22 protein-coding genes are annotated in these 23,893 nt (G+C 71.6%); 9 read left to right on the top strand and 13 right to left on the bottom strand.

The genetic code is table 11. The features are described 5' to 3' along the window. Positions 1-12 precede the first annotated feature (12 nt). The 4 genes from OG972_RS14165 to OG972_RS14150 are packed head-to-tail and all read right to left on the bottom strand — an operon-like array spanning position 13 to position 3,683. Positions 13-1,326, bottom strand: a complete 1,314-nt coding sequence (locus OG972_RS14165) for a hypothetical protein (protein WP_266981547.1) — start codon at positions 1,324-1,326, stop codon at positions 13-15. Next, positions 1,323-2,126: an ABC transporter ATP-binding protein gene (locus OG972_RS14160; RefSeq protein ID WP_266981545.1), complete on the bottom strand. Its 804-nt coding sequence runs from the start codon at positions 2,124-2,126 to the stop codon at positions 1,323-1,325. Before OG972_RS14160 ends, OG972_RS14165 begins: the two co-directional genes overlap by 4 nt. Before the next feature lie 10 nt (positions 2,127-2,136). After that, the gene (locus tag OG972_RS14155) at positions 2,137-3,078 is read right to left on the bottom strand and encodes a hypothetical protein (protein WP_266981543.1); all 942 of its coding nucleotides are present in this window, start codon (positions 3,076-3,078) and stop codon (positions 2,137-2,139) included. After that, positions 3,075-3,683, bottom strand: coding sequence for an RNA polymerase sigma factor (locus OG972_RS14150; RefSeq protein ID WP_266981541.1), 609 nt, complete (start codon positions 3,681-3,683; stop codon positions 3,075-3,077). The genes OG972_RS14155 and OG972_RS14150 overlap by 4 nt, the downstream gene beginning before the upstream one ends. Positions 3,684-3,826: 143 nt before the next feature. On the opposite strand from OG972_RS14150, the gene OG972_RS14145 reads away from it, so the two are divergent. Continuing rightward, positions 3,827-4,639, top strand: a complete 813-nt coding sequence (locus OG972_RS14145) for a rhomboid-like protein (RefSeq protein WP_266981539.1) — start codon at positions 3,827-3,829, stop codon at positions 4,637-4,639. Here OG972_RS14145 and OG972_RS14140 read toward each other — a convergent pair. Next, positions 4,569-5,075, bottom strand: a complete 507-nt coding sequence (locus OG972_RS14140) for a hypothetical protein (RefSeq protein ID WP_266981537.1) — start codon at positions 5,073-5,075, stop codon at positions 4,569-4,571. The two genes, OG972_RS14145 and OG972_RS14140, sit on opposite strands and share 71 nt — an antisense overlap. A 184-nt stretch (positions 5,076-5,259) precedes the next feature. Between OG972_RS14140 and lon the strand changes: the two genes are divergently transcribed. Further along, positions 5,260-7,680 carry an endopeptidase La gene (gene lon / locus OG972_RS14135; RefSeq protein WP_266981535.1) on the top strand — a complete coding sequence of 807 codons (2,421 nt, stop codon included), beginning with the start codon at positions 5,260-5,262 and terminating at the stop codon, positions 7,678-7,680. A gap of 104 nt (positions 7,681-7,784) precedes the next feature. After that, positions 7,785-7,997, top strand: coding sequence for a hypothetical protein (locus tag OG972_RS14130; protein ID WP_266981533.1), 213 nt, complete (start codon positions 7,785-7,787; stop codon positions 7,995-7,997). Positions 7,998-8,016: 19 nt separating this feature from the next. On the opposite strand, the gene OG972_RS14125 is transcribed toward OG972_RS14130, so the two are convergent. Together OG972_RS14125 and OG972_RS14120 are read right to left on the bottom strand one after the other, a co-directional pair. Beyond that, positions 8,017-8,697 (bottom strand): polysaccharide deacetylase family protein, encoded by a 681-nt coding sequence (locus OG972_RS14125; protein WP_266990474.1) that lies wholly within the window; start codon positions 8,695-8,697, stop codon positions 8,017-8,019. Between the two features lie 256 nt (positions 8,698-8,953). Next, a complete protein-coding gene (locus tag OG972_RS14120) occupies positions 8,954-9,805 on the bottom strand; it encodes a lysozyme (protein ID WP_266981531.1) in 852 nt (283 codons plus the stop codon). 242 nt (positions 9,806-10,047) lie between these two features. On the opposite strand from OG972_RS14120, the gene OG972_RS14115 reads away from it, so the two are divergent. After that, a complete protein-coding gene (locus OG972_RS14115; RefSeq protein ID WP_266981529.1) occupies positions 10,048-10,530 on the top strand; it encodes a MarR family winged helix-turn-helix transcriptional regulator in 483 nt (160 codons plus the stop codon). A gap of 126 nt (positions 10,531-10,656) precedes the next feature. On the opposite strand, the gene OG972_RS14110 is transcribed toward OG972_RS14115, so the two are convergent. Then, the gene (locus OG972_RS14110; RefSeq protein WP_266981527.1) at positions 10,657-11,442 is read right to left on the bottom strand and encodes a protein phosphatase 2C domain-containing protein; all 786 of its coding nucleotides are present in this window, start codon (positions 11,440-11,442) and stop codon (positions 10,657-10,659) included. Between the two features lie 366 nt (positions 11,443-11,808). Here OG972_RS14110 and OG972_RS14105 point away from each other — a divergent pair, with 366 nt between their 5' ends. Genes OG972_RS14105 through OG972_RS14085 form a run of 5 tightly spaced genes read left to right on the top strand, consistent with a single transcriptional unit; the run spans position 11,809 to position 17,530 of the window. Further along, positions 11,809-14,721, top strand: coding sequence for a nitrate- and nitrite sensing domain-containing protein (locus tag OG972_RS14105; RefSeq protein ID WP_266981525.1), 2,913 nt, complete (start codon positions 11,809-11,811; stop codon positions 14,719-14,721). After that, positions 14,718-15,200, top strand: coding sequence for a roadblock/LC7 domain-containing protein (locus tag OG972_RS14100; RefSeq protein ID WP_266981523.1), 483 nt, complete (start codon positions 14,718-14,720; stop codon positions 15,198-15,200). The genes OG972_RS14105 and OG972_RS14100 overlap by 4 nt, the downstream gene beginning before the upstream one ends. Continuing rightward, positions 15,197-15,610, top strand: a complete 414-nt coding sequence (locus OG972_RS14095) for a DUF742 domain-containing protein (protein ID WP_037689183.1) — start codon at positions 15,197-15,199, stop codon at positions 15,608-15,610. The genes OG972_RS14100 and OG972_RS14095 overlap by 4 nt, the downstream gene beginning before the upstream one ends. Next, positions 15,591-16,241 (top strand): ATP/GTP-binding protein, encoded by a 651-nt coding sequence (locus tag OG972_RS14090; protein WP_266981521.1) that lies wholly within the window; start codon positions 15,591-15,593, stop codon positions 16,239-16,241. Before OG972_RS14095 ends, OG972_RS14090 begins: the two co-directional genes overlap by 20 nt. Before the next feature lie 44 nt (positions 16,242-16,285). Further along, positions 16,286-17,530, top strand: coding sequence for a styrene monooxygenase/indole monooxygenase family protein (locus OG972_RS14085; protein WP_266981519.1), 1,245 nt, complete (start codon positions 16,286-16,288; stop codon positions 17,528-17,530). A gap of 101 nt (positions 17,531-17,631) precedes the next feature. Here OG972_RS14085 and OG972_RS14080 read toward each other — a convergent pair whose 3' ends face one another. The 5 genes from OG972_RS14080 to OG972_RS14060 all read right to left on the bottom strand — a co-directional run bounded on the left by OG972_RS14080 (position 17,632) and on the right by OG972_RS14060 (position 23,823). Next, positions 17,632-18,801 carry a C40 family peptidase gene (locus tag OG972_RS14080; RefSeq protein ID WP_266981517.1) on the bottom strand — a complete coding sequence of 390 codons (1,170 nt, stop codon included), beginning with the start codon at positions 18,799-18,801 and terminating at the stop codon, positions 17,632-17,634. Positions 18,802-18,997: 196 nt separating this feature from the next. Further along, entirely contained in the window at positions 18,998-21,628 is a 2,631-nt protein-coding gene (locus OG972_RS14075) for a PQQ-binding-like beta-propeller repeat protein (protein WP_266981515.1), read from the bottom strand. 97 nt (positions 21,629-21,725) lie between these two features. Continuing rightward, positions 21,726-21,992 (bottom strand): hypothetical protein, encoded by a 267-nt coding sequence (locus OG972_RS14070; RefSeq protein ID WP_266981513.1) that lies wholly within the window; start codon positions 21,990-21,992, stop codon positions 21,726-21,728. Between the two features lie 33 nt (positions 21,993-22,025). After that, positions 22,026-22,778 carry a TetR/AcrR family transcriptional regulator gene (locus OG972_RS14065; protein ID WP_266981511.1) on the bottom strand — a complete coding sequence of 251 codons (753 nt, stop codon included), beginning with the start codon at positions 22,776-22,778 and terminating at the stop codon, positions 22,026-22,028. A gap of 109 nt (positions 22,779-22,887) precedes the next feature. Then, entirely contained in the window at positions 22,888-23,823 is a 936-nt protein-coding gene (locus OG972_RS14060; RefSeq protein WP_266981509.1) for a diiron oxygenase, read from the bottom strand. Positions 23,824-23,893: the final 70 nt, after the last annotated feature.

Here is a 23,893-nt window from a genome sequence, read left to right as displayed (position 1 = left end):
TCATCTGCTCACTCACAGGACCGGGACCTCCGCGGGCGTACAGCTCTTCCGGGTGGCCAGGAAGCGGCCGAGCCAGACCTTGCGATCGGCTTTCGGCATGGCTTCGAGGCGGGTCAGGTATTCGGGTGCCGGCAGGTCGAATCCATCGAGGGGGGCCAGCCAGTGCTGGACGGCCCGGTCGGTCGCCGACACACGGTCGAACCCCTGCGGGTCCTGCTTGCGCGCGCTGTCCGGGCATTCGCGGCTCAGCAGGCCGTTGACGGTGTTATATGCGTAGCCGCGGGGGTCGGTCAGCTCGTTCCGCACGACGCCCCAGCCGCGTGTGACGGACGGGAGGCGTGCTTCGCCGTGCTTCGGATCTGTGCGCTGGTCCACGTATGTGGCCGGTGCGCCCGGGACCCCGTCCAGTTGCGAGAACATCCCCTTCAGGGCATCGGACGCCTGGGGCAGCAACGGGGCGTCGACGGCGCTCATGCAGAGCTGCGGGGTGCCGGGGGCGGACTCCGTGCAGACCCTGCGGTCCGCGGCCGGGTCGTCCCGGAACAGGTTCTCGCCAGTGTGTACGACGACCGTCCCGGCTGTGATCGCCAGGGCCAGCGGCACCACGGCCAGAAAGCGCCGACGGGCCGCGTACGCGAGCAGCACAGTGACTGCAAGGCCGCCCAGCCAGGCCACCATGACCGGGGCAAACCACCACACGGGGACGGATACGCTCGCTTCGGTCCGCCCGCCCGGGCTCAGGAAGCGGGCCTCCGACTCCAGGTAGTTGGGGATGCCCAGCCCGACGTACGTGCAGACCGCCAGGACCGGTGCGGTCAGCCGCCAGGGGGACAGCCGCCCGACGACGAAGCCGACCAGTGCGATCGAGACCAGGAAGCAGCTGTCCGAGACGGCCAGCGAGAGGGACGGGCCGCGGCCGGAGGCGTACGGCAGATTCGCCGCCAGCAACACGGCCAGCGCGACGAGATACCCCGCTGCTGCCCACAGAGCGACGGGCGCCGCGGTCATCACGGCCCGGCGCAGCCGACTGCGGGGGACGCCGGACAGCAGTTCGGCGGTGCGGGCGCGGCGTTCGCGCCCGCCCTGCCAGCAGGCGGCCGCCGCCGTGAGCGGACCGCAGAGCAGCGTGTTCGCGCTGGTCAGCCGAGTGAGGGTCGCGCCCCAGTCGCCCTGCCACTGGTCCGCCTTCGCGCCCAGGGTGACGAGGAGGGTGAGCGCGACGGCCGCACCGGTCCACAGGGGAATGCCGCGCCGCAGTTCGGTGCGCAGCGGCGTACGGGGGGCTGCGGTGCCCGTGTCCCGCATGCGGGTCAGGGTGTCGGTCATCGGCCCGCCACCGCCGTGCGGTGAGCGCGCAGCGCGGCGGTGTAGCCCCGCTCGATCGAGTTGTCGCCGAGGCTGTCGTCCGCCCCGTTGCTGCCGATCGCGGTGAGTTCGGCGGTGGTGCCGCGGTAGGCGATCCGGCCCGCCTCGACGAGCGTCACCTCGGTGCAGGCCGCTGCGACGTCCTCGACGAGGTGCGTGGAGACGATCACCGTGGACGTCTCGCCCAGCTCACGCAGCAGCGCCCGGAACTCGACACGCTGCTCCGGGTCGAGGCCGGCGGTGGGCTCGTCCAGCAGCAGGAGGTCCGGATCGTTGACGATCGCCTGCGCGATGCCGACGCGCCGCACCATGCCGCCCGACAGGGTCTTCACCTTCGCATCGATCCTGTCCGCCAGCCCGACCCGTGCCACGGCCCGTTCGACCGCCTCCGGGACCTGCGCGGCGGGCATCTCCTTGAGCCAGGCGACATAGCTGACGAACTCGCGGACGGTGAAGCCCGGGTAGTAGCCGAACTCCTGGGGCAGATAGCCGAGACGACGCCGGACGGCCGAGCGGCTGCGGTGGTCCGTCACCGCGCCGACCTCGCTGCCCAGCAGCTCGACCCTGCCCCCGGAAGGCGCGGCGACGGTCGCGAGGACCCGGATCAGAGAGGTCTTGCCCGCCCCGTTCGGCCCCAGCAGGCCATGGACCCCGGGAGCGAAGTCGAGGTCGACGGCGTCCAGCGCGGTCCTCCTGCGGTGGCGGACCGTCAGCCCGCTGACGCGGACGGTACGGGCGTTTCGGACTGTCACGGTGCTCATGCGTTCACGCTCACAGCTTCTCCAGGTGGTCGAAGGATCGACGGCGTACGGTCAGCAGCGCGGCGCACAGCAGCGCCCCCGCCGCCCAGCCGCTCTGCGCGAAGGGCCCGGCGAAGTACCGGGCCGCCCCGTCGGCCAGGGCGTCCGGGTCCAGGGCCGGCGCCCCGGCGGACGGCACGACGACGGCAAGGGCCCAGGCCGCGGTGACGGACGAGGCGCCGGTACGGCATCCGGTGTACGAACCCAGCGCCAGCGCGGCCAGGGTCATGGCGACGGCCGGCACCAACCAGGCGACCGCGCCGGGCGCACCCGCCGAAGCGGGCAGTACCGCCCCCGCCGCGGTCAGCAGCGGGACGCTCACGCCGAGGACCGCGCCGGTCCTGATCAGCAGGAGCCGCAGCCCGCCGGACGGGGTGGAGGCGGCGAGTTCGTACACGGGATCCGCGCGCCGCCCGTACGAGACGCCGACCCCGGCGAGCGGCAGCACCGGCGCGATCAGGAGCAGCAGCGGACGGGCCGGGAGACCGGCCTCCGCCCCGGTCCCGTTCCGGGCGCCGTACGCGAGGGCGACGGCCGCGGCCGCCACCAGGAGCACGGCCACCAGCCAGGGGCCACGCAGCGCGGGTCCGGCGGCCCGCAGGACGGGGGAGAGGAGGGGAACACGGTGGTGGCGGGGTGCGGACGGGGGCACGGATGCGGGGACCCGAGTGGGCCCCCGCACCGCGGCCGATCGGACCGGCTCCGTCCCGCCCGCCGCCGCGGCGAGCACCGCCGCCCGCACGTCGTCGACCACTGCCGCCGCGGCCCCCTGTCCGCGTACCGCCGCCGACACCCGCGCCGCGCACCCCCCGCACACCTCGATGTGCTTCTCCAGGGACCAGGCGTCGGTCTCCGCCGCCGTGCCGGACGCGTACCGCCGCGCCGGCTCCTCGCCCACATGCCAGTCCGTCATGCCATGCCTCCCAGCGGTTCGCCGCCCGGCGTCAGCCGGTCCAGGGCGGCGCGCAGTTCGCGTCTGGCGCGCATCGCCCGGGTCTTGACCGTGCCCTCGGGTATGCCGAGGAGCTGTGCGGTCTCGCGGGTCGTCAAGCCGTCGATGACCGTCGCGCGCAGGACCTCCCGCAGTTCGGGGGAGATCCGGTCCAGTGCCGCGCCCACGTCCGCGTACTCCAGACCGGCCAGCACCCGTTCCTCCGCGGACGGGGCGACGGCTGACCAGCCGGTGCCCTCGGCCTGCTCGGCCAGGGTGGCGCGTTCGGTGCGGGCCTCGGCGCGCTGGGCGTCGACCAGACGGCGTGCGGCGATCACCCACAGCCAGCCGCCCGCCTGCCCGCCGCGGTGCGCACCGGCGGACCGCCACGCGGTGACGAACGTGTCCTGCAGGACTTCCCGTACCGTCTCCGGGTCCGCGCACCGGCGGCTCAGCCGGGCGAAGAGCCAGCCGGCATGCCGGTCGTAGAGCGCGGCGAGGGCCGCCGCATCCCCCTGTGCGACGGCGCGCAGCAGCGCGTCGTCATCGTCGGTCCGGTTCTCCCCCGAGGGGCGCATCAGCCTCACATCCCCTCTATCGGGCCGTGGCCCCTCGCCGGTTCACCGTGTGGCATGCGCCATAGACGGTGCGGACATGATCGCGGAGGGTTGGGTGTTGTCCTCCGGGGGGCGTGAGAAAACCGGGGCGTGAGAAAAGGGAGTCCGGCGGAGTGCACCGGAGTACGCACGGGGCAGCACAGGTACGACGTGAAGCGGCCCCGCTGCTCGATGCCGTCCCGGGGCCGCGGCGCACGGAGCCGACGGCCCCCGTACCGCCGGTCGACGCGCCCGCCCGGTCCTGGCTGTGGAGGCTGCTGCCGACGCCCGCCGGGACACCGTTCACCTTCTGCTATCTGCTGGTGCTCGTCGCGACGTCCCTGTTCACGGCGTACGCCGATCCGGATACCGTCTCCGCCGTGCTGCGCGAATCGAGCACCGACGTCGCGCATCTCACGCGGACCCCGCTGCTCGTTCTCGTCGCCAGCGCCCTGTGGATCGCGGGCGGGCTCACCTCCCCGTACGCTCTCGGCTTCGCCGTCGTCCTGACCGCCCTGGAGCGGCGCATCGGCGGGTGGCGCACCGCCGGGGTCTTCCTGCTCGGGCATGTGGTGGCGACGCTCGCCACGGAGATCCCGGTCGGGATCTCCGTGGTGGCCGGGCATCTGCCGGAGACCTCGCTGCACCGGCTCGACTACGGCATCAGCTTCGGTCTGATGGCGAGCGTCGGCGCGCTCGCCGGACTGCTCACCCCACTGGTCCGCGCCCTGGTGCTGGGCGGCGTCGGGGTGATGCTGGCGCACGATCTGCTCGTGTTCACCGATCCGCTCACCGGCTGGGGGCATCCGCTCGCCCTGCTGCTCGGGGTGGCCTGCTGGCCGCTCCTGCACCGGCGCGAGGGTCTGGTCGGTGCGGTCATGGGCACGGTGCCTTCTCGCCGTGGACCGCGACGTACTCGGCAGACGGCCGAGGCGCCGGATCGTTGATGAGCAGGCCGAGAACGGCCGGGTCCGCCGAGTGGGTGCGACCGGTGGCCGCGGCGGTACGCACCTGCTCGGCCCGCTCCGGGTAGTACCGGCAGAAGATCTCGGCGCACTCCTGGAGATCGCTGGTCCAGCCGCCCCAGCGCGGCATGACCAGGGTGAACCGCGACCGGACGATGCGGCGGGCGGTGCCGCGGCCGAGGTTTCTGCGTTCGGCGTGCGTGGTGGCGGCGGCCCGTCGGCGCCGGCGGCCCGTCGGCGCCGGCGGGGGGAGCGACAGGCACAGATCGGAGACACCGGGAATGGCCGTGCCGCGCGGAATGCTGCCGTAGTCGTAGACGTAGGCGTAGGCGTAGGCGCCGTGCGGTTGCGTGGCGTCGAATGCGTCGGCGATCCGGGTGCGGGCCGCTTCGACCACGGGGGTGAACTCCGCCGGCAAGCGGCTCAGCGAGCCTTCACGTCGGATCGTCCCGTCGTCGGACAGTCCGCGGCTGCCGAGTGGTTATTCGCAGGTGACGGGCTGGTGGAAGAAGATCGCTGAGAGCGAACACAGCCTCGGGAACATTAAGCCGCTGAGGAGCATTGAGTCTGCATAGCTCAACTTGACTGCCGAAGGGGAGATCATGGCTACTGAGTCCAACGCGGTCACTCCGCTCACCTTGCCTGTGCTGCCGCTCGACGACGAGGTCGTGCTGCCCGGAATGGTGGTTCCTCTGGACCTGTCCGACACCGATGTCCGGGCTGCCGTCGAGGCTGCCCAGGCCGCCGCCCGTCCGGGTGGTGGCAAGCCCGAGGTGCTGCTGGTGCCGCGGATCGACGGGACCTACACCGGGACCGGTGTACTCGGGACCGTCGAGCAGGTCGGCCGGCTCTCCGACGGGGACCCGGGCGCCCTCATCCGCGGCCGTGACCGCGTGAGGATCGGTGCCGGAACCACCGGACCCGGGGCCGCGCTCTGGGTCGAAGGGACCCGCGTGGACGTCTCGGCTCCCGAGCCGCTCCCCGGCGCCGCCGCCGAGCTGGTCAAGGAGTACAAGGCCCTCGCCACCAGCTGGCTGAAGAAGCGCGGCGCCTGGCAGGTCGTGGACCGGGTCCAGCAGATCGACGACATCTCCGCACTCGCCGACAACTCGGGCTACTCACCGTTCCTCACCACCGCCCAGAAGGTGCAGCTCCTGGAGACCGCCGACGCGGTCGCCCGGCTGAAGCTCGCCATCCAGTGGCTCGGCGAACACCTCGCCGAACAGGACGTCGCCGAGTCCATCGCCAAGGACGTCCAGGAGGGCGTCGACAAGCAGCAGCGCGAGTTCCTGCTGCGGCGCCAGCTGGAAGCCGTACGCAAGGAGCTGTCCGAGCTCAACGGCGACGCGGAGGACGAGTCCGACGACTACCGGGCGCGTGTCGAGTCCGCCGATCTTCCCGAGCACGTCCGTGAGGCCGCGCTCAAGGAGGTCGACAAGCTGGAGCGCTCGTCCGACCAGAGCCCCGAGGGCTCCTGGATCCGAACCTGGCTGGACACCGTCCTCGAACTGCCGTGGACCGAACGGACCGAGGACGCGTACGACATCCGCGCCGCCAAGGAGATCCTCGACGCCGAGCACGCGGGCCTGGAGGACGTGAAGGAGCGGATCACCGAGTACCTGGCGGTGCGCAAGCGCCGTGCCGCACGCGGCCTCGGGGTCGTGGGCGGGCGTCGGGGCGGTGCGGTGCTGGCCCTCGTCGGACCGCCCGGCGTCGGCAAGACGTCCCTCGGTGAGAGCGTCGCGCACGCCATGGGCCGCAAGTTCGTCCGCGTCGCGCTCGGCGGTGTGCGGGACGAGGCGGAGATCCGGGGCCACCGGCGTACGTACGTCGGTGCGCTCCCCGGACGCATCGTCCGCGCCATCAAGGAGGCCGGTTCCATGAACCCGGTCGTCCTGCTCGACGAGATCGACAAGGTCGGCTCCGACTTCCGCGGCGACCCGGCCGCGGCGCTCCTCGAAGTACTCGACCCGGCCCAGAACCACACCTTCCGCGACCACTACCTGGAGGTCGAACTCGACCTCAGCGACGTCGTCTTCCTGGCCACAGCCAACGTCCTGGAAGCCATCCCGGAGGCGCTGCTCGACCGCATGGAGCTGGTCAGGCTCGACGGCTACACCGAGGACGAGAAGGTCGTCATCGCCCGCGACCACCTGCTCCCGCGCCAGCTGGAGCGGGCCGGTCTGGAGAAGGGGGAGGTGACGCTCGACGAGTCGGCGCTGCGCAAGCTGGCCGGCGAGTACACCCGCGAGGCGGGCGTACGCAACCTGGAGCGGGCCGTCGCCCGTCTGCTCCGCAAGGTCGCGGCCCAGCACGAACTGGGCGACCGGGAGCTCCCGTTCACCGTCACCGACGAGGACCTGAGGGGTCTCGTCGGACGGCCGCACCACGTCCCCGAGTCCGCCCAGGACCCGGCTGAGCGCCGCACCGCGGTGCCGGGCGTGGCGACCGGACTCGCGGTGACCGGTGCCGGTGGTGACGTGCTGTTCGTCGAGGCGTCGCTGGCCGACCCGGAGACCGGCGCGGCAGGACTGACCCTCACCGGTCAGCTCGGCGACGTCATGAAGGAGTCCGCGCAGATCGCGCTGAGCTTCCTGCGCTCGCACGGCGCCGAGCTGGAACTGCCCGTCGCCGACCTGAAGGACAGGGGAGCGCACATCCACTTCCCGGCGGGCGCGGTGCCCAAGGACGGTCCGAGTGCCGGTATCACGATGACGACGGCGCTGGCCTCGCTGCTCTCCGGACGGCTGGTCCGTACGGATGTGGCGATGACCGGTGAGGTGTCGCTGACGGGACGGGTGCTGCCGATCGGCGGGCTGAAGCAGAAGCTGCTGGCCGCCCACCGGGCCGGTATCACCACCGTGGTGATCCCCAAGCGGAACGAGGCCGATCTGGACGACGTCCCGGCCGAGGTCCTGGAGAAGCTGGAGGTCCACCCGGTGACGGATGTCCGACAGGTGCTGGAGATCGCCCTCGCCCCGGCCGCGGTCAGGGCGGAGGAGAGGATCCCGGCCGCGGCGTGAGCGCCATGGCGTGACGGGCGTGGCATGACGTGCGCGGCCGGTCGGACGGCCCGCGCCACCCGAAAGGGCGGTGCGGGCCGTTCCGCGTATCCGGGTGTGCGGACGTGCTGTTCCGCGTCCGGGCGGGGAGCGGAAAGGACACGCCGGTCCCGCAGACCGGCATGCTGCGGTCCGTCGGCCGGACCGCAGCCCCCTTGGACTCCATGGCGCGGCCGGTCGGCGAGGTGGCGGACGAGCGGCAGCTCGCGCGGCGCCGGGCGAACCCGGACGGCACCGGGCTCAAGGACACCGCCGAGCCGGTGACGGGGTCCCGCTGAGCGTCGTGACCGGCCGCGCTCAGGGGCGGTAGACGGTCCCCGGCACCGGCTCCGCGGGGGCCATCAGCTGCGGGACCGTCACCAGGGTGTAGCCGCGCTCCTTCAGCGCGTCGATGATGCCCGGCACCGCGGGCACGGTCCCCTTGTAGATGTCGTGCAGCAGGATGATGCCGTCCTTGCTCGCCTGGTCGAGTATCCGCTTCTTGATCAGCGCGGAGTCGGTCGTCGAGTAGTCCTTGGCGGTCGCGCTCCAGAGGATCTGCGAGAGCCCCAGGTCCTTGCTGATGCCGGAGACCGTGTCGTCGGTACGGCCCTGCGGCGGGCGCATCAGCCGCGGCTTCTTGCCGGTGATCTTCGCTATCGCGTCCTGCGTCTTCTCCAGCTCGGCACGTATGACGGCGGGCTTCCGGTCCGTCAGGATCTTGTGCGACCACGTGTGGTTGGCCACCTCGTGGCCCTCCGCCTCGATGCGGCGCACCGTGTCGGGGTGCTTCAGCACGTGGTTCCTGCCGAGCAGGAAGAAGGTGGCGTGCACTTTCTTCTCCTTGAGGATGTCCAGCAGGTGCGGGGTGTCCGGGCCGGGCCCGGCGTCGAAGGTCAGCGCTATGCACTTCGCCTTGCGGCAGTCCACCGGGCCGAACGAGCCCTTGGCGTCGGAGGCTGCGTCCCCCCGCGCCGAGCCCGGGGCCGTGGTCTGCATCGAGCAGCCGCTCAGCGTGAGGGTGACCGCCGTCACAAGAGCGACGGCCAACCCCGTACCGATCGACTTCGTCTTCGTGGGCAAGACACGTCACTCCCTCACGGCTGAACAGCGCACACGGTGTGCGCTGTTCAGAGACTATACATACGATGTATACATCAAGTGCATAGTGGGGCGCGCGATGGCGGAGGCGGCGGTCGAGGCATGCGGGAGCCCCGGTGACGGGGTGCGTCACCGGGGCTCCGGGGGCGGGCGATCAGCCGTTGGCGAGTGCCTGTACGCGGTCGAGGGCGCCGTTGAAGTGGTTGTGGTCGCCGACGTACGGGCCGGACGACGTGTACTGCCAGATGGTGTAGTAGCCCCAGCCGGCCGGGAGTGTGCCGACCGTGGTGTCGTAACGGGCCACCCAGAGCGGGTTGGTGGTGCCGAAGCCCGCGTTGTTCCCGGTGCAGGTCGTCCACCAGCTGGTCGCGGTGTAGATGACCGCGTCACGCCCGGTGCGTGCCTTGTACGTGTTCACGAAGTCGCGGATCCAGGCCACCATGCCGGCCTGCGTCTTGCCGTAGCACTGCGCGCCGTACGGGTTCCACTCGATGTCGAGCACGCCGGGCAGCGTCTTGCCGTCCTTCGACCAGCCGCCCCCGTGGTCCACGAAATAGTTGGCCTGGGTGGCGCCGCTCGTGGTGTCCGGGGTGGCGAAGTGGTACGCACCGCGGATCATGCCGACGTTGTAGGAGCCGTTGTACTGCTGCGCGAAGTAGGGATTCGTGTAGTACGTGCCCTCGGTGGCCTTGGTGTAGGCCCAGCGGACGCCGCTGTTCCAGAGAGTCGCCCAGTCGACGTTGCCCTGGTGACTGCTGACGTCCACGCCTTCGGTCTGGACGACACGCGTGTCGCGCGGCAGACCGCCCTGGCCGTCGTGGGCGATGACGCCCATGCCCATCGTGGCCGACCCGCGCGCGGGCTTCTTGGCGGCGGCCGTGGGGGAGTCGGCCGCGGTGGCCGCGCCGGGCAGGGTGAGCAGAAGCGAAAGTGCTGCGAGGAGGGTTCCCAGCGCCGCTAAGCGTGAGCGGCGGGTCGTTCCGGATCCGGATCTGTGCACGGGCATGTGCGTGCCTCCGAGGCCTCGGTGGGGGGATCTGCAGACCCAGGGGGGCGGCTCGGCGCACCCCTGTGGCATGTCATGGTGTGAACATGCCAGCAATGACGCTACGCACGTAGACCCGCGCGGCGGAAGAGGGCCTGGGCGGTGCCGTTGGTCTACGCCTGCGAAATACTGGCGGAGCTGCGGCGATGACCGGCGGCGAAGGAAACTTTCAGCGGCAGGAAAGCTCATGAGGGGTGTTTGACGTGCACGGGAGCGAAAGCGGTAGTGAACCCGGCGCGGCCGGAGGAAGTGGTGTGGACCACGAATTCCTGGCACTGGAGCGGGAATTGGCCGTATTTCTGCGCCGCGCGCGGGCCAGTTCCGGTGAGATGGCGCGGGAGGTCCATCCCGAGCTGGAGGCCGCGGCGTACGGACTCTTCGTGCGGCTGGAGTCGGTGGGGCAGCAGCGGGCCACCGATCTCGCCGCGTACTTCGGCGTCGGGAAGGCGACCATGAGCCGCCAGCTGCGCGCCCTGGAGGAGCTCGGACTGGTGGCGCGCGAGCCCGATCCGGCCGACGGGCGGGCCTTCCTCGTCCATCTCACCGACGAGGGGCTGGCGCGCTTCCGCAGCGTCCGCGATGCGCGCCGCGACCGGTACGTGAGGAAACTCGCCGACTGGGACCGGACCGAGGTGGCGGAATTGGCACGGCTGCTGCACCACTTGAACGCCCGGGCCGAGGACTGACGCCGGCCGCCCGACCCCGGCCGGGCCCGACCCCGGCCCGGCCAGGCGTCCCCGGGTGCTCTCGGACCCCCGCCCCGTGGAAACCACCCACGCCGCCGGTGCGGGCCGACCCCGTACCCGGGTGACCTACAGCACCACGTAGACCGCTGTCGCGTCGTCGTGCGTCTTGCTGCGCCGCAGATACGCGCGCTCCGTGTCCGCGTCCTCCAGGGACCTGACCCGGTCGATCAGCCCCTGCGTGCCCTCCTTGTGGAGTACCGCGAGGCAGGCCGTCCAGTCCCCCTCGTGGAACATCTCCGTCCAGCGGCTCGCCCCGTCCGTCAGCGCGGCCACCGCCCGCACCTCGACGAGCGGCGTCCGTCCGGTCACGGCGCGGACCGCCACCCCGGGGTCGGCGGCGGCGGTGAAGAAGCCGCCCTCCTTGTTCCGTACCTGCGCATCGGCGATCTCGTCGGTGGCCAGGGAGCCCGGCGGCAGCCGGTCGAGCCGGTCGTCGAGCAGCGCGCGCACCGATCCGTCCGGCGATTCGAACAGTAGTACGGAGTCGGAGAGCACCAGGTGTTCGATCTCCTCCGAGCCCCAGCGCGCCATGACGACGGTCGCCTGAGGAGTGCGCACGTGAGAAAGGTCACACAGGGAACGATGCGTGTCGGCGGTGCGCCGGATGGACTCGGCGAGGATCTCGGTGAGCGTCAGATCCCGCCGCGAACCCGACAGTTCGACCAGTGATCCGCCCAGTCGCGCGGTGAACCAGGGCACGGAGTGCACACAACCGTCGTCCCCCTGCGGCGGAGTGACTCCGTCGAGCAGAACCAGCGTCCCACCCGCGCCGGAAGCGGGAAGCGCGGTGGCTGCCCAGTCCTCGTTGGGACGCTCGGGGCTGCCGGGGGCCGTGGCGAGTTCGATGCGCATACGGCCAGTCTGCACGACGCCTTCACGAGGCCTGCACGATCGCGGCGTTGGACCGTACCGGCAGGTCAGTGGGGTGGCTTGAGCGGAAGGAGTGGCTCCGTGCCGGGTGCGGGCGGGCATCCTGCCAAAGCCCGGGCGGAAGTTCCAGCCGATGGTCCAGGTGTGGGCTGCGGCGCCCGGGGGGAGACTTGTTCGTCAACTCCGGAGTGATGTTCACTCGTTCGGGTGGCGGAGCGGTTGATGCGCGCCCCCCTCTCAAAAGCACTGGAATGGTCGGAAGCCGTACCAGGGGTCGGGGTGTCATTCCACATATGACCGTGCGTCACCTTTGCTTCAAGGGTGGACGAGTCAAGATTGCGAGCACCGGTGCAGAAGAAGCGGCCTCGGAGCAAAGGCAGCGAGCGAAGCGGTACCGGGGAGACACCTCCGGCGCCGAGCGGGAGTGAGCCCACCCGGCGCACCGCCCGCGTACGCAGCCGGCTGGTCGCCGGCGTCGCGGTCGTCGGTATCACCGTCATCGCCGCGGGCGCACCCGCGGCCCTCGGCGCCTCCACCGAACTGACCGAGTCCCAGCGGCTGGTCACCCTTGCCCAGCTGAACCAGCAGGCGGTGGCCCTCGCCCACTCCCTCGCGGACGAGCGTGACGAAGTCACCGCCTACATCGCGGGCGGCCGGGACGGGAAGTCCGACGCGAAGAAAGACGGCCCCAGCGCCCGCGTCGACCAGCAGATCGACGAGATCCGCGACACGGCCCCCGCCGCGCTGCGCCGCGACCTCTCCACGATCCCCTCCCTGCGCCGCACCGCCCTCACCGGCAAGGGCTCGGCAATCGCCGCCCACCAGGCGTACTCCGAGGTCATCGCCAAGCTCCACGACCTCGCCGACGAACTCGCCGAGAAGACCCCGCCGCGCGCCGCCGAGGCCACCCGTGCGCCCCTCGCTCTCGGCCAGGCAGCCGATCAGGCCTCCGCCACCCGCGGGCTGCTGATCGCGGCGCTCTCCGTGCCCCGCAAGGAGGCCACGGTCCCGCAGATCGACCCGTTCACCGGGCTGCCCGTCCAGACCCAGGACGAGGGCAGCAGCGAGGACGACCGCAACCGTGACGAGCTGAGCGCCGCCGCCCAGCAGGCCAGGGTCCGCGAGCTCTCCTCGCTCGCCGACTTCGACCAGGCCGCGGGCAGCACCGCCCGGGAGAAGCTCTCCTCCACCGTCACCGGGCCCGACGTCGACCGCGCGGAGAAGTACCTCGCCGCACTCACCGACCGTCCCGAGCTGTCGGACTCCGACCAGAAGGCCGACCGGAAGAAGGTCGAGGCGGCACTCTCCGCCCGCATCGACCGGATGCGCAGCGTCGAGTCCGCCCTCGGCACCACCCAGGTGCGACGCCTGGAGCAGCTGCGCGACGACGACGTCACCGCCCTCGAACTGCGCATCGCACTCCTCGGCGGCTGTCTGCTGATCGCCGTCGGCGTCTCCACCGCCGTGGCCCGTACGCTGACCCAGCCGCTCGCCGTCCTGCGGATCGGCGCCGCCCGCCTCGCCGAGGAGCCCGCCACCGCCGAGCCGGTCCGCTACACCGGCCGCAACGACGAGTTCGCCCAGGTCGTTCGATCCCTCAACGCCCTGCACGGCAAGCTGCACGGGCTGCTCCACGAGTTCAACGGCCGGTTCGAGGATCTGGAGAACGAGCGCGGCGAACTGATCGCCGGACGCGAGGCCCTCACGCTCCAGCGCGCCGAACTCCAGGTCCGCACCGCCGATCTGACCGCCCAGCTGGAGCGGCTCAAGAACACGGTCCACCACACCTTCGTCAACCTCTCGCTGCGCACCCTCGGCCTCGTCGAGCGCCAGCTCGGCGTCATCGAGAGCCTGGAGGAGCGCGAGCAGGACCCGGAGCGGCTCGCCACCCTCTTCAAGCTCGACCACATGGCCACGGTCATGCGGCGCCACAGCGAGAACATGCTGGTCCTCGCGGGCGCCGAGCACGGGCACGGACACTCCGGCCCGATCCCGCTGGTCGACGTGTTGCGTGCGGCCGTCAGCGAGATCGAGCGGTACGAGCGGGTCACCATCCAGTCCCTGCCGCCGCACGCCCAGATCGCCGGTTTCGCCGCCGACGACCTCAGCCACCTGGTCGCCGAACTCCTGGAGAACGCGACCTCCTTCTCGCCGCCCGATTCGCATGTCGAGCTCTCCGGCTGGCTGCTGGAGACCGGCGAGGTGATGCTCTCCGTGCAGGACGAGGGCATCGGCATGTCGTCCGTACGGATGGGTGAGCTCAACGCCCGCCTGGCCGACCCGTCCTCGTTCGAGGCGGGCGAGCAGAACGCCGACGGCGCGGGCCTCGGACTCCAGGTGACGTCGCTCCTCGCGGCGCGCCACGGGGTGCGGGTCCAGCTGCGTGAGCAGAAGGGCAGCGGGGTGACGGCGGTCGTCGTGCTGCCGCAGGCGCTGCTGCCGAAGGCGCCCCCCGGCGCCACGCCGCCGCCCGTGACCGCGCCGGGGGACGCGCCCGCGGTGAACCTGCCCGGATCGGTCGCCGAGGCGAACTCCAATGCCCTGCCCGGCCGGACGCTCGCCCTGCCCGACGACCCGCTGATCGCCGCCGCCGAGCAGACGATCCGCGAGTCGGCACCGGACCCGGCCCAGGCTGACGTGCCCGCTCCGGCGGACATGCCCGCTCCGGCGGAGGTGCCCGCTCCGGCGGAGGTGCCCGCTCCGGCGGCACCCGAGCCGGTAGCCGCCGAGTCCGAGTCCGAGACCACGATGCAGGTCCGGCTCCCGGAGCTCCGGGACGTCCCCGCGGCTCAGCCGGTCCCGTCGGCCGCACCGGCCCATGAGACCCCGGCGACCCCCGACCCGTACGCCATCGGTCCCGACCGCCACGAGCGCACCGCGGACGAGACCCCGGAGCCCTTCACCGCCCCGGCTCCTTCCCCGGTGCCCGCCGCCGAGGCCTTTCCCGGCCCCCGGCAGCCGGAGCCGCAGGCCGAGCGCATCACCGACAAGGGCCTTCCCAAGCGCACCCCCAAGGTTGTCAAGCCCGCCGCCGCCCCCACCGCCGAGCGCAAGGGCAGCCTGGACAAGGACGCGCTGCGCCGCCGCCTCGGCGGTTTCCACCAGGGGGCGAAGGACGGCCGCCGCGACGTCGAGGCGGAGATCGCCGACGGTGCCGTCACCGGTGCCGGCACCGCACAGACTGAGCAGACCGAGCGGACAGACCGTTTCGGTGGTCGAACCGATGAGACGGGGGACACAGTCGAGGAGGCACGCAGTTGACTGCGCCCAGCACATTCGGGCTGAGCACCGAGGCCCGGAACCTGCACTGGTTGCTGAGCAATCTCGTGGAGGAGGTGCCAGGGGTCCATTCGGTCACCGTTGTCTCGTCCGACGGACTGATGCTGCTCTCCTCCGACCCCGGCCGTCAGACAGCGACAGCGACAGGCGGTCGGCAGGACGGCCCCCGGGGTTCCAGCGCCGACCTGGCGACCATCGTCTCCGGCATCGGCTCCCTCACCATCGGCGCCGCGAAACTGATGGACGGCGGCGGCGTCAAGCAGACCATGGTCGCCATGGACGAGGGCAGCGTCTTCGTCATGTCGATCAGCGACGGTTCGCTGCTCGGCGTGCACGCCACCCCCGACTGCGACATGAGCGTCATCGCGTACCACATGGCGCTCTTCGTCGGCCGTGCCGGACACGTACTCACCCCCGAACTCCGCAGTGAACTGCGCAAATCGATGGAGAGCGCCCAGTGACGCCCGCTGCTGAACCCGCCCGCAGGCTCCCGGTCCGCGGGTCAGACCGACGGCCCGCCCGGGTCCGCCCGTACTCGCTCACCGGCGGCCGCACCCGCTTCGGTCACGTTCTTCTCGTCGAGACGTTCGTGGCCGCGCTGGAAGCGCCCGAGGAGCGCCGCGAGCTCACCAACGGCAACCTCGCCACGCGGGTGATGCCGGAGCTCCAGGCCATTGTCGAAATCTGCCGCCGCATGCGTACGGTCGCGGAGATCTCGGCCCTGTTGAAGATGCCGCTCGGCGTGGTCCGAGTGCTGCTCAGCGACTTGGCCGACCAGGGAAAGATCCGTGTGTACGGGACCGGTCACGGCACCGGCCAGCCCGACCGCGCACTGCTCGAAAGGGTGCTGAATGGACTCCGTCGTCTCTGATCCGCTCCTGTCCGCCCCGCGTCAGCCGGGACCGGAGGACCAGGCCGAGGAGTCGCTCCAGGCCTGGCAGTTGGATCACACCAGGGCCCCCATAGCCACGAAGATAGTGGTCGCGGGCGGGTTCGGGGTCGGCAAGACGACCTTCGTGGGATCGGTCTCCGAGATCACCCCGCTGCAGACCGAAGCGCTGATGACCCAGGCCAGCGAGGAGACCGACGACCTCACCGCGACGCCCGACAAGGTCACCACGACCGTCGCGATGGACTTCGGCCGTCTCACGCTCGACGACGACCTCGTGCTGTACGTGTTCGGCACGCCCGGACAGCAGCGCTTCTGGTTCATGTGGGACGACCTGGTACGCGGCGCGATCGGTGCGGTGGTGCTCGCCGACACCCGGCGGCTCTCCGACTGCTTCCCCGCGCTCGACTACTTCGAGAGCTGCGGACTGCCGTACATCGTGGCCGTCAACCACTTCGAGGGGACGCCCGGTTACGAGGCGGAGGACGTCAGGGAGGCCCTGACCGTACCCCCCAACGTACCTGTTGTGATCATGGACGCGCGTAACAGGATCACCGTCGTCGAGTCGCTGCTGGCCCTCGTGGGTCACGCTCTTGACGCGACCCCCGCCTAGGCACACCTCGCGCACGTACCACGTAGACGTAACGGAGAACCGCGATGCGGAAGATACTCATAGTCGGAGCCGGCCAGTCCGGTCTCCAGCTCGCCCTCGGACTGCAGTCCAGTGGGTACGAAGTCACCCTGATGTCCAACCGCACCGCCGACGAGATCCGGTCCGGCCGGGTCATGTCCACGCAGTGCATGTTCGACACCGCGCTGCAGCACGAGCGTGACCTCCAGCTCAACTTCTGGGAGTCCCAGGCCCCGCGCATCGAGGGCCTCGGCGTCTCGGTCGCCGCCCCCGACTCCTCGCGCGCCATCGACTGGGTCGGCAAGCTGGACGGCTTCGCCCAGTCCGTCGACCAGCGCGTGAAGATGGCCGGCTGGATGGAGACGTTCGCCCAGCGCGGCGGACAGCTCGTCATCCACGGTGCGGCCGTCTCCGACCTCGACTACTTCTCCCGCACCTACGACCTGGTGATGGTCTCCGCGGGCAAGGGCGAGCTGGTCTCCATGTTCGGCCGGGACGCGTCCCGTTCGCCGTTCGACGCCCCGCAGCGCGCCCTGGCCGTCGCGTACGTCCACGGCATGGGCCCGCGCCCCGAGCACCCCGAGTTCGACGCGGTCCGCTGCAACCTGGTCCCCGGTGTCGGCGAGCTCTTCGTGATGCCGACCCTGACCACGTCCGGCCGCGCCGACATTCTTTTCTGGGAGGGCGTCCCGGGCGGCCCGCTGGACGTCTTCCAGGGCATCAAGGACCCCTCCGAGCACCTCGCGAAGACGCTGGAGCTCATGGAGCAGTTCACGCCGTGGGAGTACGCGCGTGCCACCAAGGTCGAACTGACCGACGCCAACGGAACGCTGGCGGGCCGTTACGCCCCGACCGTGCGCAAGCCGATCGGCCGGCTGCCCGGCGGCGGCCTGGTGCTCGGCGTGGCTGATGTCGTCGTCGCCAACGACCCGATCACCGGCCAGGGCTCCAACTCCGCCTCCAAGTGCGCCGACGCGTACCTGAAGTCGATCATCGAGCACGGCGACCAGCCGTTCGACGCGGACTGGATGCAGTCCACGTTCGACCGCTACTGGGACACCGCGCAGCACGTGGTGAAGTGGACGAACGCCATGCTCGGTGTACCGCCGGAGCACGTGCTGAACCTGATCGGCGCCGCCGGTCAGCTGCAGCCGGTCGCCGACCGGTTCGCCAACGGGTTCAACAACCCGGCGGACTTCGACAACTTCTTCTTCGACCCGGAGAAGACGAACGCGTACCTCGCGCAGGTCTCGGAGGCAGCGGCGGCCTGACCGTCGTACCGCCAGGACAGACACGACAGCCGGGCCGGTTCCCGTCGGGAGAGCGACGGTGCGCGGCCCGGCTGACGTGTGTACGGGGGCACTGCATGCGGCTACTCGTCGCCGGGCGCGGACGAGGAGTCGTACCCCGCATCCGAGCCGCCGGACGCGTCCCGGGCGAGCTCCGGGAGGCTGTAGCTGCTCAGCGACGGACTCTTCGGATCCGGACGCACAGCGCCCAGCAGCGGATTCGACGCCAGCGGCGAGACCTTCACCTGCGACCCGGGCCGGGGCGCCTGCACCACCAGGCCATTGCCGACGTACAGGGCCACGTGCGTGGCCTTCGGGAAGTAGATCACCAGGTCACCCGGGCGCAGCGTGTTCAGCGGTACCTTCCGCAGCTGCCGCCACTGCTCCTGCGAGGTCCGCGGAATCGCGCGCCCCGCGTTCGCCCAGGCCTGCGAGGTGAGCCCGGAACAGTCGAACGACCCCGGACCCTCCGCGCCCCACACATACGGCTTGCCGAGCTGCCTGACCGCGTACTTCACCGCCTCGTCGCCCTCCTGAGACGGCGGCCGGGCCGAGGACAGGGCGCCCGATGTGACCAGCGTGCCCTGGGCCTTGTCCGTGGCCTGCTGCTCCAGCCGGGAGACCTTGGCGATCTGCTCGGCGGAGAGCTTGGCCAGCAGCGCCTCCACCTTCCTCAGCCGCGACTGTACGGTGTCGCGCTGCTTCTTCTGCCGCGCGGCCAGCACTCGCTGCTTCTCGAGCACCTTGCGGGACGCGGAGGCCAGCCCGTCGGCGCGCTTCTCGGCGCCGGTGAGCCGCTTCACGGTGGTGGCCCGGCCGGCCGCCATCCGCTGGATCACGTGTTCCTGGTCCAGGGCGTGCTCGGGATCGCGGGACAGCATCAGCTGGACGTACGAGGAGAAGTCGGACTGTCCCTGGTACTGCTCCCGCGCCAGCCGCCCCGCGTCGTTGCGGCTGCGGCCCAGAGCGGTCCGCGCCACGGCGAGAGCGGTGTCCAGCTTCTTCGCCTCCGCCTGTCTCTTCTTCAGCTTCGCCGTGGTTCCGTTGTACGCCTCGCTGGCCTCCTCGGCCTGCTGATACAGCTTCTTGAGCTCGGTCAGCAGCCCAGCGACGCTCTTCGTGGCGCGTGGCTCACGGGCGGGGCCGGAGTGGCCGGGACTGCTCGGGTCCGCGGGGGCGGCGACGGCGGGTGAGGCCGCGACCACCGTGGCGAGTGCCGCCGCGCAGACGGTGCGCAGAACCCTGGACGACACGGGATCACCTCCGTTGACGGGGCGATCGTGGGACTACCCCATGAGTGAGCGCAACGCGTCAATACGGTCACTCGGGCGCGGGCGATGCAAGAACCGTGCGGCGTGGCGGCACCCGGATTCGCCCGGACGGCGGGACGACCCGCAAGGGGCCCGGCGGATCACGGCCGGGGCCCTGATCCGCCGGGCACCCCCGAGGTCACTTCACGGGGAACGCGTAGAACATCCGTTCCCGCTGGACGACGGCGGACTTCCCGAAGGCCAGCACCCGGTACGGGGCGGTGACCGTGGCGCCCTTCGGGTCCTGCACCCCGATGTCCTGGAACTTCCACAGTCGCCGGCCGTCCGCCGCGGCGAACGCGGTGACCTGCGCGTCTCCGGCCGCCAGCACGGTGCTGCCGCTGGAACTCACGGTGACGACCGGCGCCCATCCGCCGGGCACCGCCTCGGTGGACCGCCGCCAGCGCAGCTTTCCGGACTCCCGCTCGACCGCGCCCACTTCCTGGTTGCGGCTGGTGGTGTGCAGCAGGGCCCCGGCCGGGACCGGTGTCCCGAACACGGACCCGGGCGTGCCGTTCAGCGTCCACTTCGGCTTGCCCGTGGGCATCTCGAACGACTGGAGGGCGTCGCCCGCCGCCGCGTACAGCAGTCCCTGGTCATCCCCGACGGCTGCCCCGTCCGGACCGACCGTGCCGAACGACTTGGTCCACAGCAGCTTCCCGCTCGTGCGGTCGAACCCACGGAAGACTGCCTTGCCCTTGGCGGCCTTGACGTCGCCTGGGGTGAGAGTCGCGCTCTTCTGGCGTACGACGATGTCGTCGGGGCGGACGGCGATCAGCTGGTAGGCGGGGGTCGTCGATTCCCGGCCGGTGGGTACGGGGGTCCGCCACAGCTCCTTGCGCCGCACGATGTCGTACGCGAACAGGAACGACGTGACGACCTGCGTGTCCTTCCCGCGCTTCTCGCCCTTCTTCGGCTTCTTGGCCTTCACGGTGACCTTGTGCGAGCCGGTGAACCAGATCGCCGGACCGGACTGGCCGATGACGTCGGACACCGTCAGGAACGGTGCACCCTCGAACTCGTTCTCGTACGCCACCCGGTGCGCGACCGTTCCGTCCTTGGGCGAGAGCCAGAGGAACTCGGACGGCCCGGCGACGAAGCAGAACGCGTCACCGGCAGCCAGGGCGGCCTGCCCCTTCGCCGCGTCCGGGCACTCCCAGAGGCGGCGGCCGGTCCGCAGATCGACGGCGGAGGCCTGCGTCTCGCCGGTCAGCACGAGCAGCCGGTCGCGCCAGAGTGCGGCGGTGAGCGGCGCGGGTTCGGCCTCTGGGTGCCCGTACACCCAACGCGGCTGCGGCGGCAGCCCGGCCACGGTGGGGCCGCTGGGGGACGGGGCGGGCTTGCCGTCGTCCGGGGCGTCGGAGCCGTCGGACCCGAGGGCGAGCACACCCCCACCGCCGACGATCAGCCCGGCCGCGCCGGCGGCCGCACCGAAGAGCAGGGTGCGACGGTCCAGGGCGGCTGAGGGCGACGAGGAAGAAGAAGAGGAAGAGGAAGGCGCGGGTGCGGGCGTGGGCGTCACGGGCGGCGGAGGCGGGGTGGGAATTGCCGCTGCCGGGGCCGGGAGGGGGCGCGGCACGAGCGGCGCGACGGGCGGCAGGACGACGGGCAGCCGGTCGGGGGGACCGGTCCGTTCACGCGGGATGGACAGCTGGGTGGTCGGCCGGTCCGGCTCCGGGGCGCGGGGGCTGCCGACGCTTCCGATCCGGGTGGTCCGGGTGTCCTCTCCGAGGCCGCCGTCGCCGGGCGCGCCGGTGGCGGGGCTGTCGGGCGTGGCGTCGGCAGGTTCGGTGAGAGACGCGCGCGGGGCTGTGCCGGCGGGGCTGTCCGCCCGCTCGTCGGCCGCCCCTTCGGACACCAGCTCCCTGACGCGGGACTCCTGTTCCGCAAGCGTCTTCGACAGCTGATCCGGCAGCCAGCCGCCCCTGGCGAGGCCCGCCGCGCCCTCCAGTGCCAGTTCCGCCGCCACCGTCCCGGAGCTCGGCCGCTCGGCCGGGTCCTTGGCCAGGCAGCGCGCGATCAGCCCGCGCAAGTCCTCCGGGACCGCGCCCAGTTCCGGCTCAGCGTGGGCGATCCGCTCGGCCGCCTCCGCCGTCGGGCCGTCCGCGAGCGGGGTCGTGCCGGTCGCCGCGTACGCCAGCAGCAGACCGAGCACGAAGAGGTCGGAGGCCGGTCCCGCCGTCTCGCCCTCGACCTGCTCCGGGGTGAGATATCCGAGCCGCACGGAGAGCTGCCCGCCCGTTCTGGCCTCGGCATCGGCCGCAGCGCCCAGCGGGCCGAAGGCGGTGAGCCGCGGTCCGTCCCCGGCCAGCAGCACGGTCCTCGGGGCGAGCCCCTCCAGCACGGCCCCGGTGGCGTGCACCCGGGAGAGCGTCTCGGTGATGCCCGCACCCAGTATCCGCACGGCACGCTCGGGGAGGGGACCCGCGGCGTCGATCGCATCGGCGAGCGTCAGCGCCGGTACGTACGCCACGGCCGTCCACAGCTCCCCGTCGTCCGTACAGGTGGCGAGCTGCGGCTGGACCCAGCCACCCGCCAGCCGGTCCGCGGTGCGTGCCTCCGCCTCGAAGCGGCGGCGGAAGGCGGGCAGTGCGGCAAGCTCCGGCCGGGCCGCGGTGATCACGACGGTGTGGTCCGCGGTGCCGTCAGCGGTGTCGGCCGCACTCGCGTGGTGCGCGAGGTACTGGACAGCGCTCGCCGTCTCGCGGACCCGCGCCAGCACGGTGTACGGACCGAAGCGGCGTGGATCGTCCTGACGCAGCGCCTCCATGGCGCACCCCCTTGTGGTTCTCGTGACCATGGATCCGTCGATCCTAGAGGGTCCGGCAATCGAGAGGCGGGCGACGCACCCCGCCCGGACCAGCGGGTCAGCTCGGTTTCGACCAGGGCCACTTGAGAGTGTGGCGCTCGCGGCCCTCGGGGGCGTACTCGTACACCCAGCCGCGCTGAACACCCAGCCGCTTGGAGTATCCGGCCGGGACCCGCCGGTACGCGTACACGGTGGCCGGTCCGCCGTCGGCGTCCGGCACCGGGACCTCGTACCACTTGGGCGGGTGGCCGGTCGAGCCGACGAGGACGGGGAGGACCCGCCCGTCCAGTGGGCCGCCCCTGAAGATGGTGTTCTCGCTTCTCACGTCCCCAGTCTGACCCAGGGTGTGTTCCGGGGCTCAGTCCGGCGGCAGCAGGTGGGCCGCCCCGCCGACCACGGGGACCAGCCGTGCCGCCAGCTTCCCGGCAGGACCGGATGCGGTCTCCAGCGGCAGCAGTGCCGCCACCACGGACGCCGTCTCCTCGTCCGTCGCCGCGGTGGCCGCGAGCAGGGCGATCAACTGGTCGACCAGCCAGTTGCGCAGCTCGTCGGCGACGGGCTGTTTCTCCTCGTCCAGCCAGATCAGCGAGGCCGCCTCGACGGCTGCGATCCAGGTCCGCACCAACATCCGCAGCCGGGGCCCGGGCGCACATCCGTCGCCCCGGCCCAGATGCAGCAGGATCTGTTCGGCCGCCGCCCGCCGCACCTCGTCGACGATCGCCGTCGTCCGGGACGTCTCGGCGACGCTTCCGCCGCGCAGCAGGGCGCTGAACCCGGCGTCGTGCTCGTCGACGAACCTGAGGTAGCGGCCGAGCACTCGCCTCACCCGTTCCGTGGGCGGGCCCTCGGCCGGCTCGGCGAAGCAGAGTTTCAGTTCGTCCGCCGCGGACCGGAGCGCCGCCTCGTACAACTGCTGCCGCCCACCGGGGAAGTAGCGGTAGACGAGCGGACGGGAGACGCCGGCGACCGCCGCGACCTCGTCGAGCGAGACCTCGTCCGGCGCCCGGTGCGCGAACAGGGTGAGGGCGGCGCCCAGGAGTTGCGTGCGGCGCTCCTCGACGCTGAGCCTTCGGTACGCGCGGTTCGGCGGGGCTGCGGCGGCAGGGGTCATGCCTCGAAGCCTAGGGGGTGTCCGGCGGATCAGGGGCGGACTGGTCGCGGCTCCCGGCCATGATCCGCCGGACACCTCCTGCGGCGCTCCCTTCGCCGGGGGAGCGGTTTCAAGCCAGCAGACCCGAGCTCTTCCACAGCTTGCGCCCCACCCCGTTCAACACGCCGATGTCGTCGAGGAAGTCCGTCAGCCGCTTCGCACCCGACTGCATGACCTCCGCCCGGTGGCCGCTCGCCTTCACCTGGGCGACGGCCTCGCGGCGGTCCAGGCCGACGTTCTCGTACACCTGTGGGTTGATGAAGCAGACGGAGAAGACGCGCGCCGCCTCCCCGCAGCTCAGCCGGGTGAACTCGCGCTCCCAGCGAGGTGCCGTGACCATCTGGCGGCGCAGCTCCTCGCGGGCGTAGCGCACGTGCCGTGCCTCCTCGACCACATGGATCCGGGTCACGCCGCGTACCAGCGTCTGGACGCGCTCGTCCGGGAACGTCAGCCGCTGCATCCAGTCGAGGATCTCCTCGCCGAGCAGGGTCGCGGCGAACGAACCGGGCGTCGTGGACACGGTCTTCAGCACCCGCGCCAGGTTGTGGTAGACGCGCGGTACGGGATAGCTGGGCGCCTGCCCCCACTGGATCATGCGGCCGAACATCATCGAGTGCCGGCATTCGTCGGCTATCTCGGTCAGCGCGTAACGGACATGATTGCTGGTCACCGGCTTGTCGTAGATGTGCCGGACCAGCAGCTGCATCAGGATGATCTCGAACCAGATGCCGAGCGAGGCCAGCGACGCCGCCTCGTGCCGGGCCAGGTCCATCCGCTGCTCCTCCGACATCTTCCGCCACAGCGGGGTGTCGTAGAGGGAGACGAGCTCGGGCGGCCAGAACCACTTGCCGTCCTCGACCGCCGCATCCCAGTCGAGTTCGGTGTCCGGATCGAAGGAGTGCTTGGCCGAGGACTCCAGGAGGCGCTCGGCGATCTGCTCGCGGTCCCGTAGCGGGCCGAGTGCGTCGCGGAGCACCTGCACGTCGCGTTCGGTCACTGTCGTCATGGCTGGGGGCACCTCACACGTGGGTTACCGGGGGTCACTCCTTATGAGACTGCTTGTCAGTAAGGCAGTC

This window comes from Streptomyces sp. NBC_01669, assembly GCF_026339735.1.
In the GTDB taxonomy this organism is placed as follows: domain Bacteria; phylum Actinomycetota; class Actinomycetes; order Streptomycetales; family Streptomycetaceae; genus Streptomyces; species Streptomyces yanii.
This window is presented reverse-complemented; position numbering and strand designations above follow the sequence as displayed.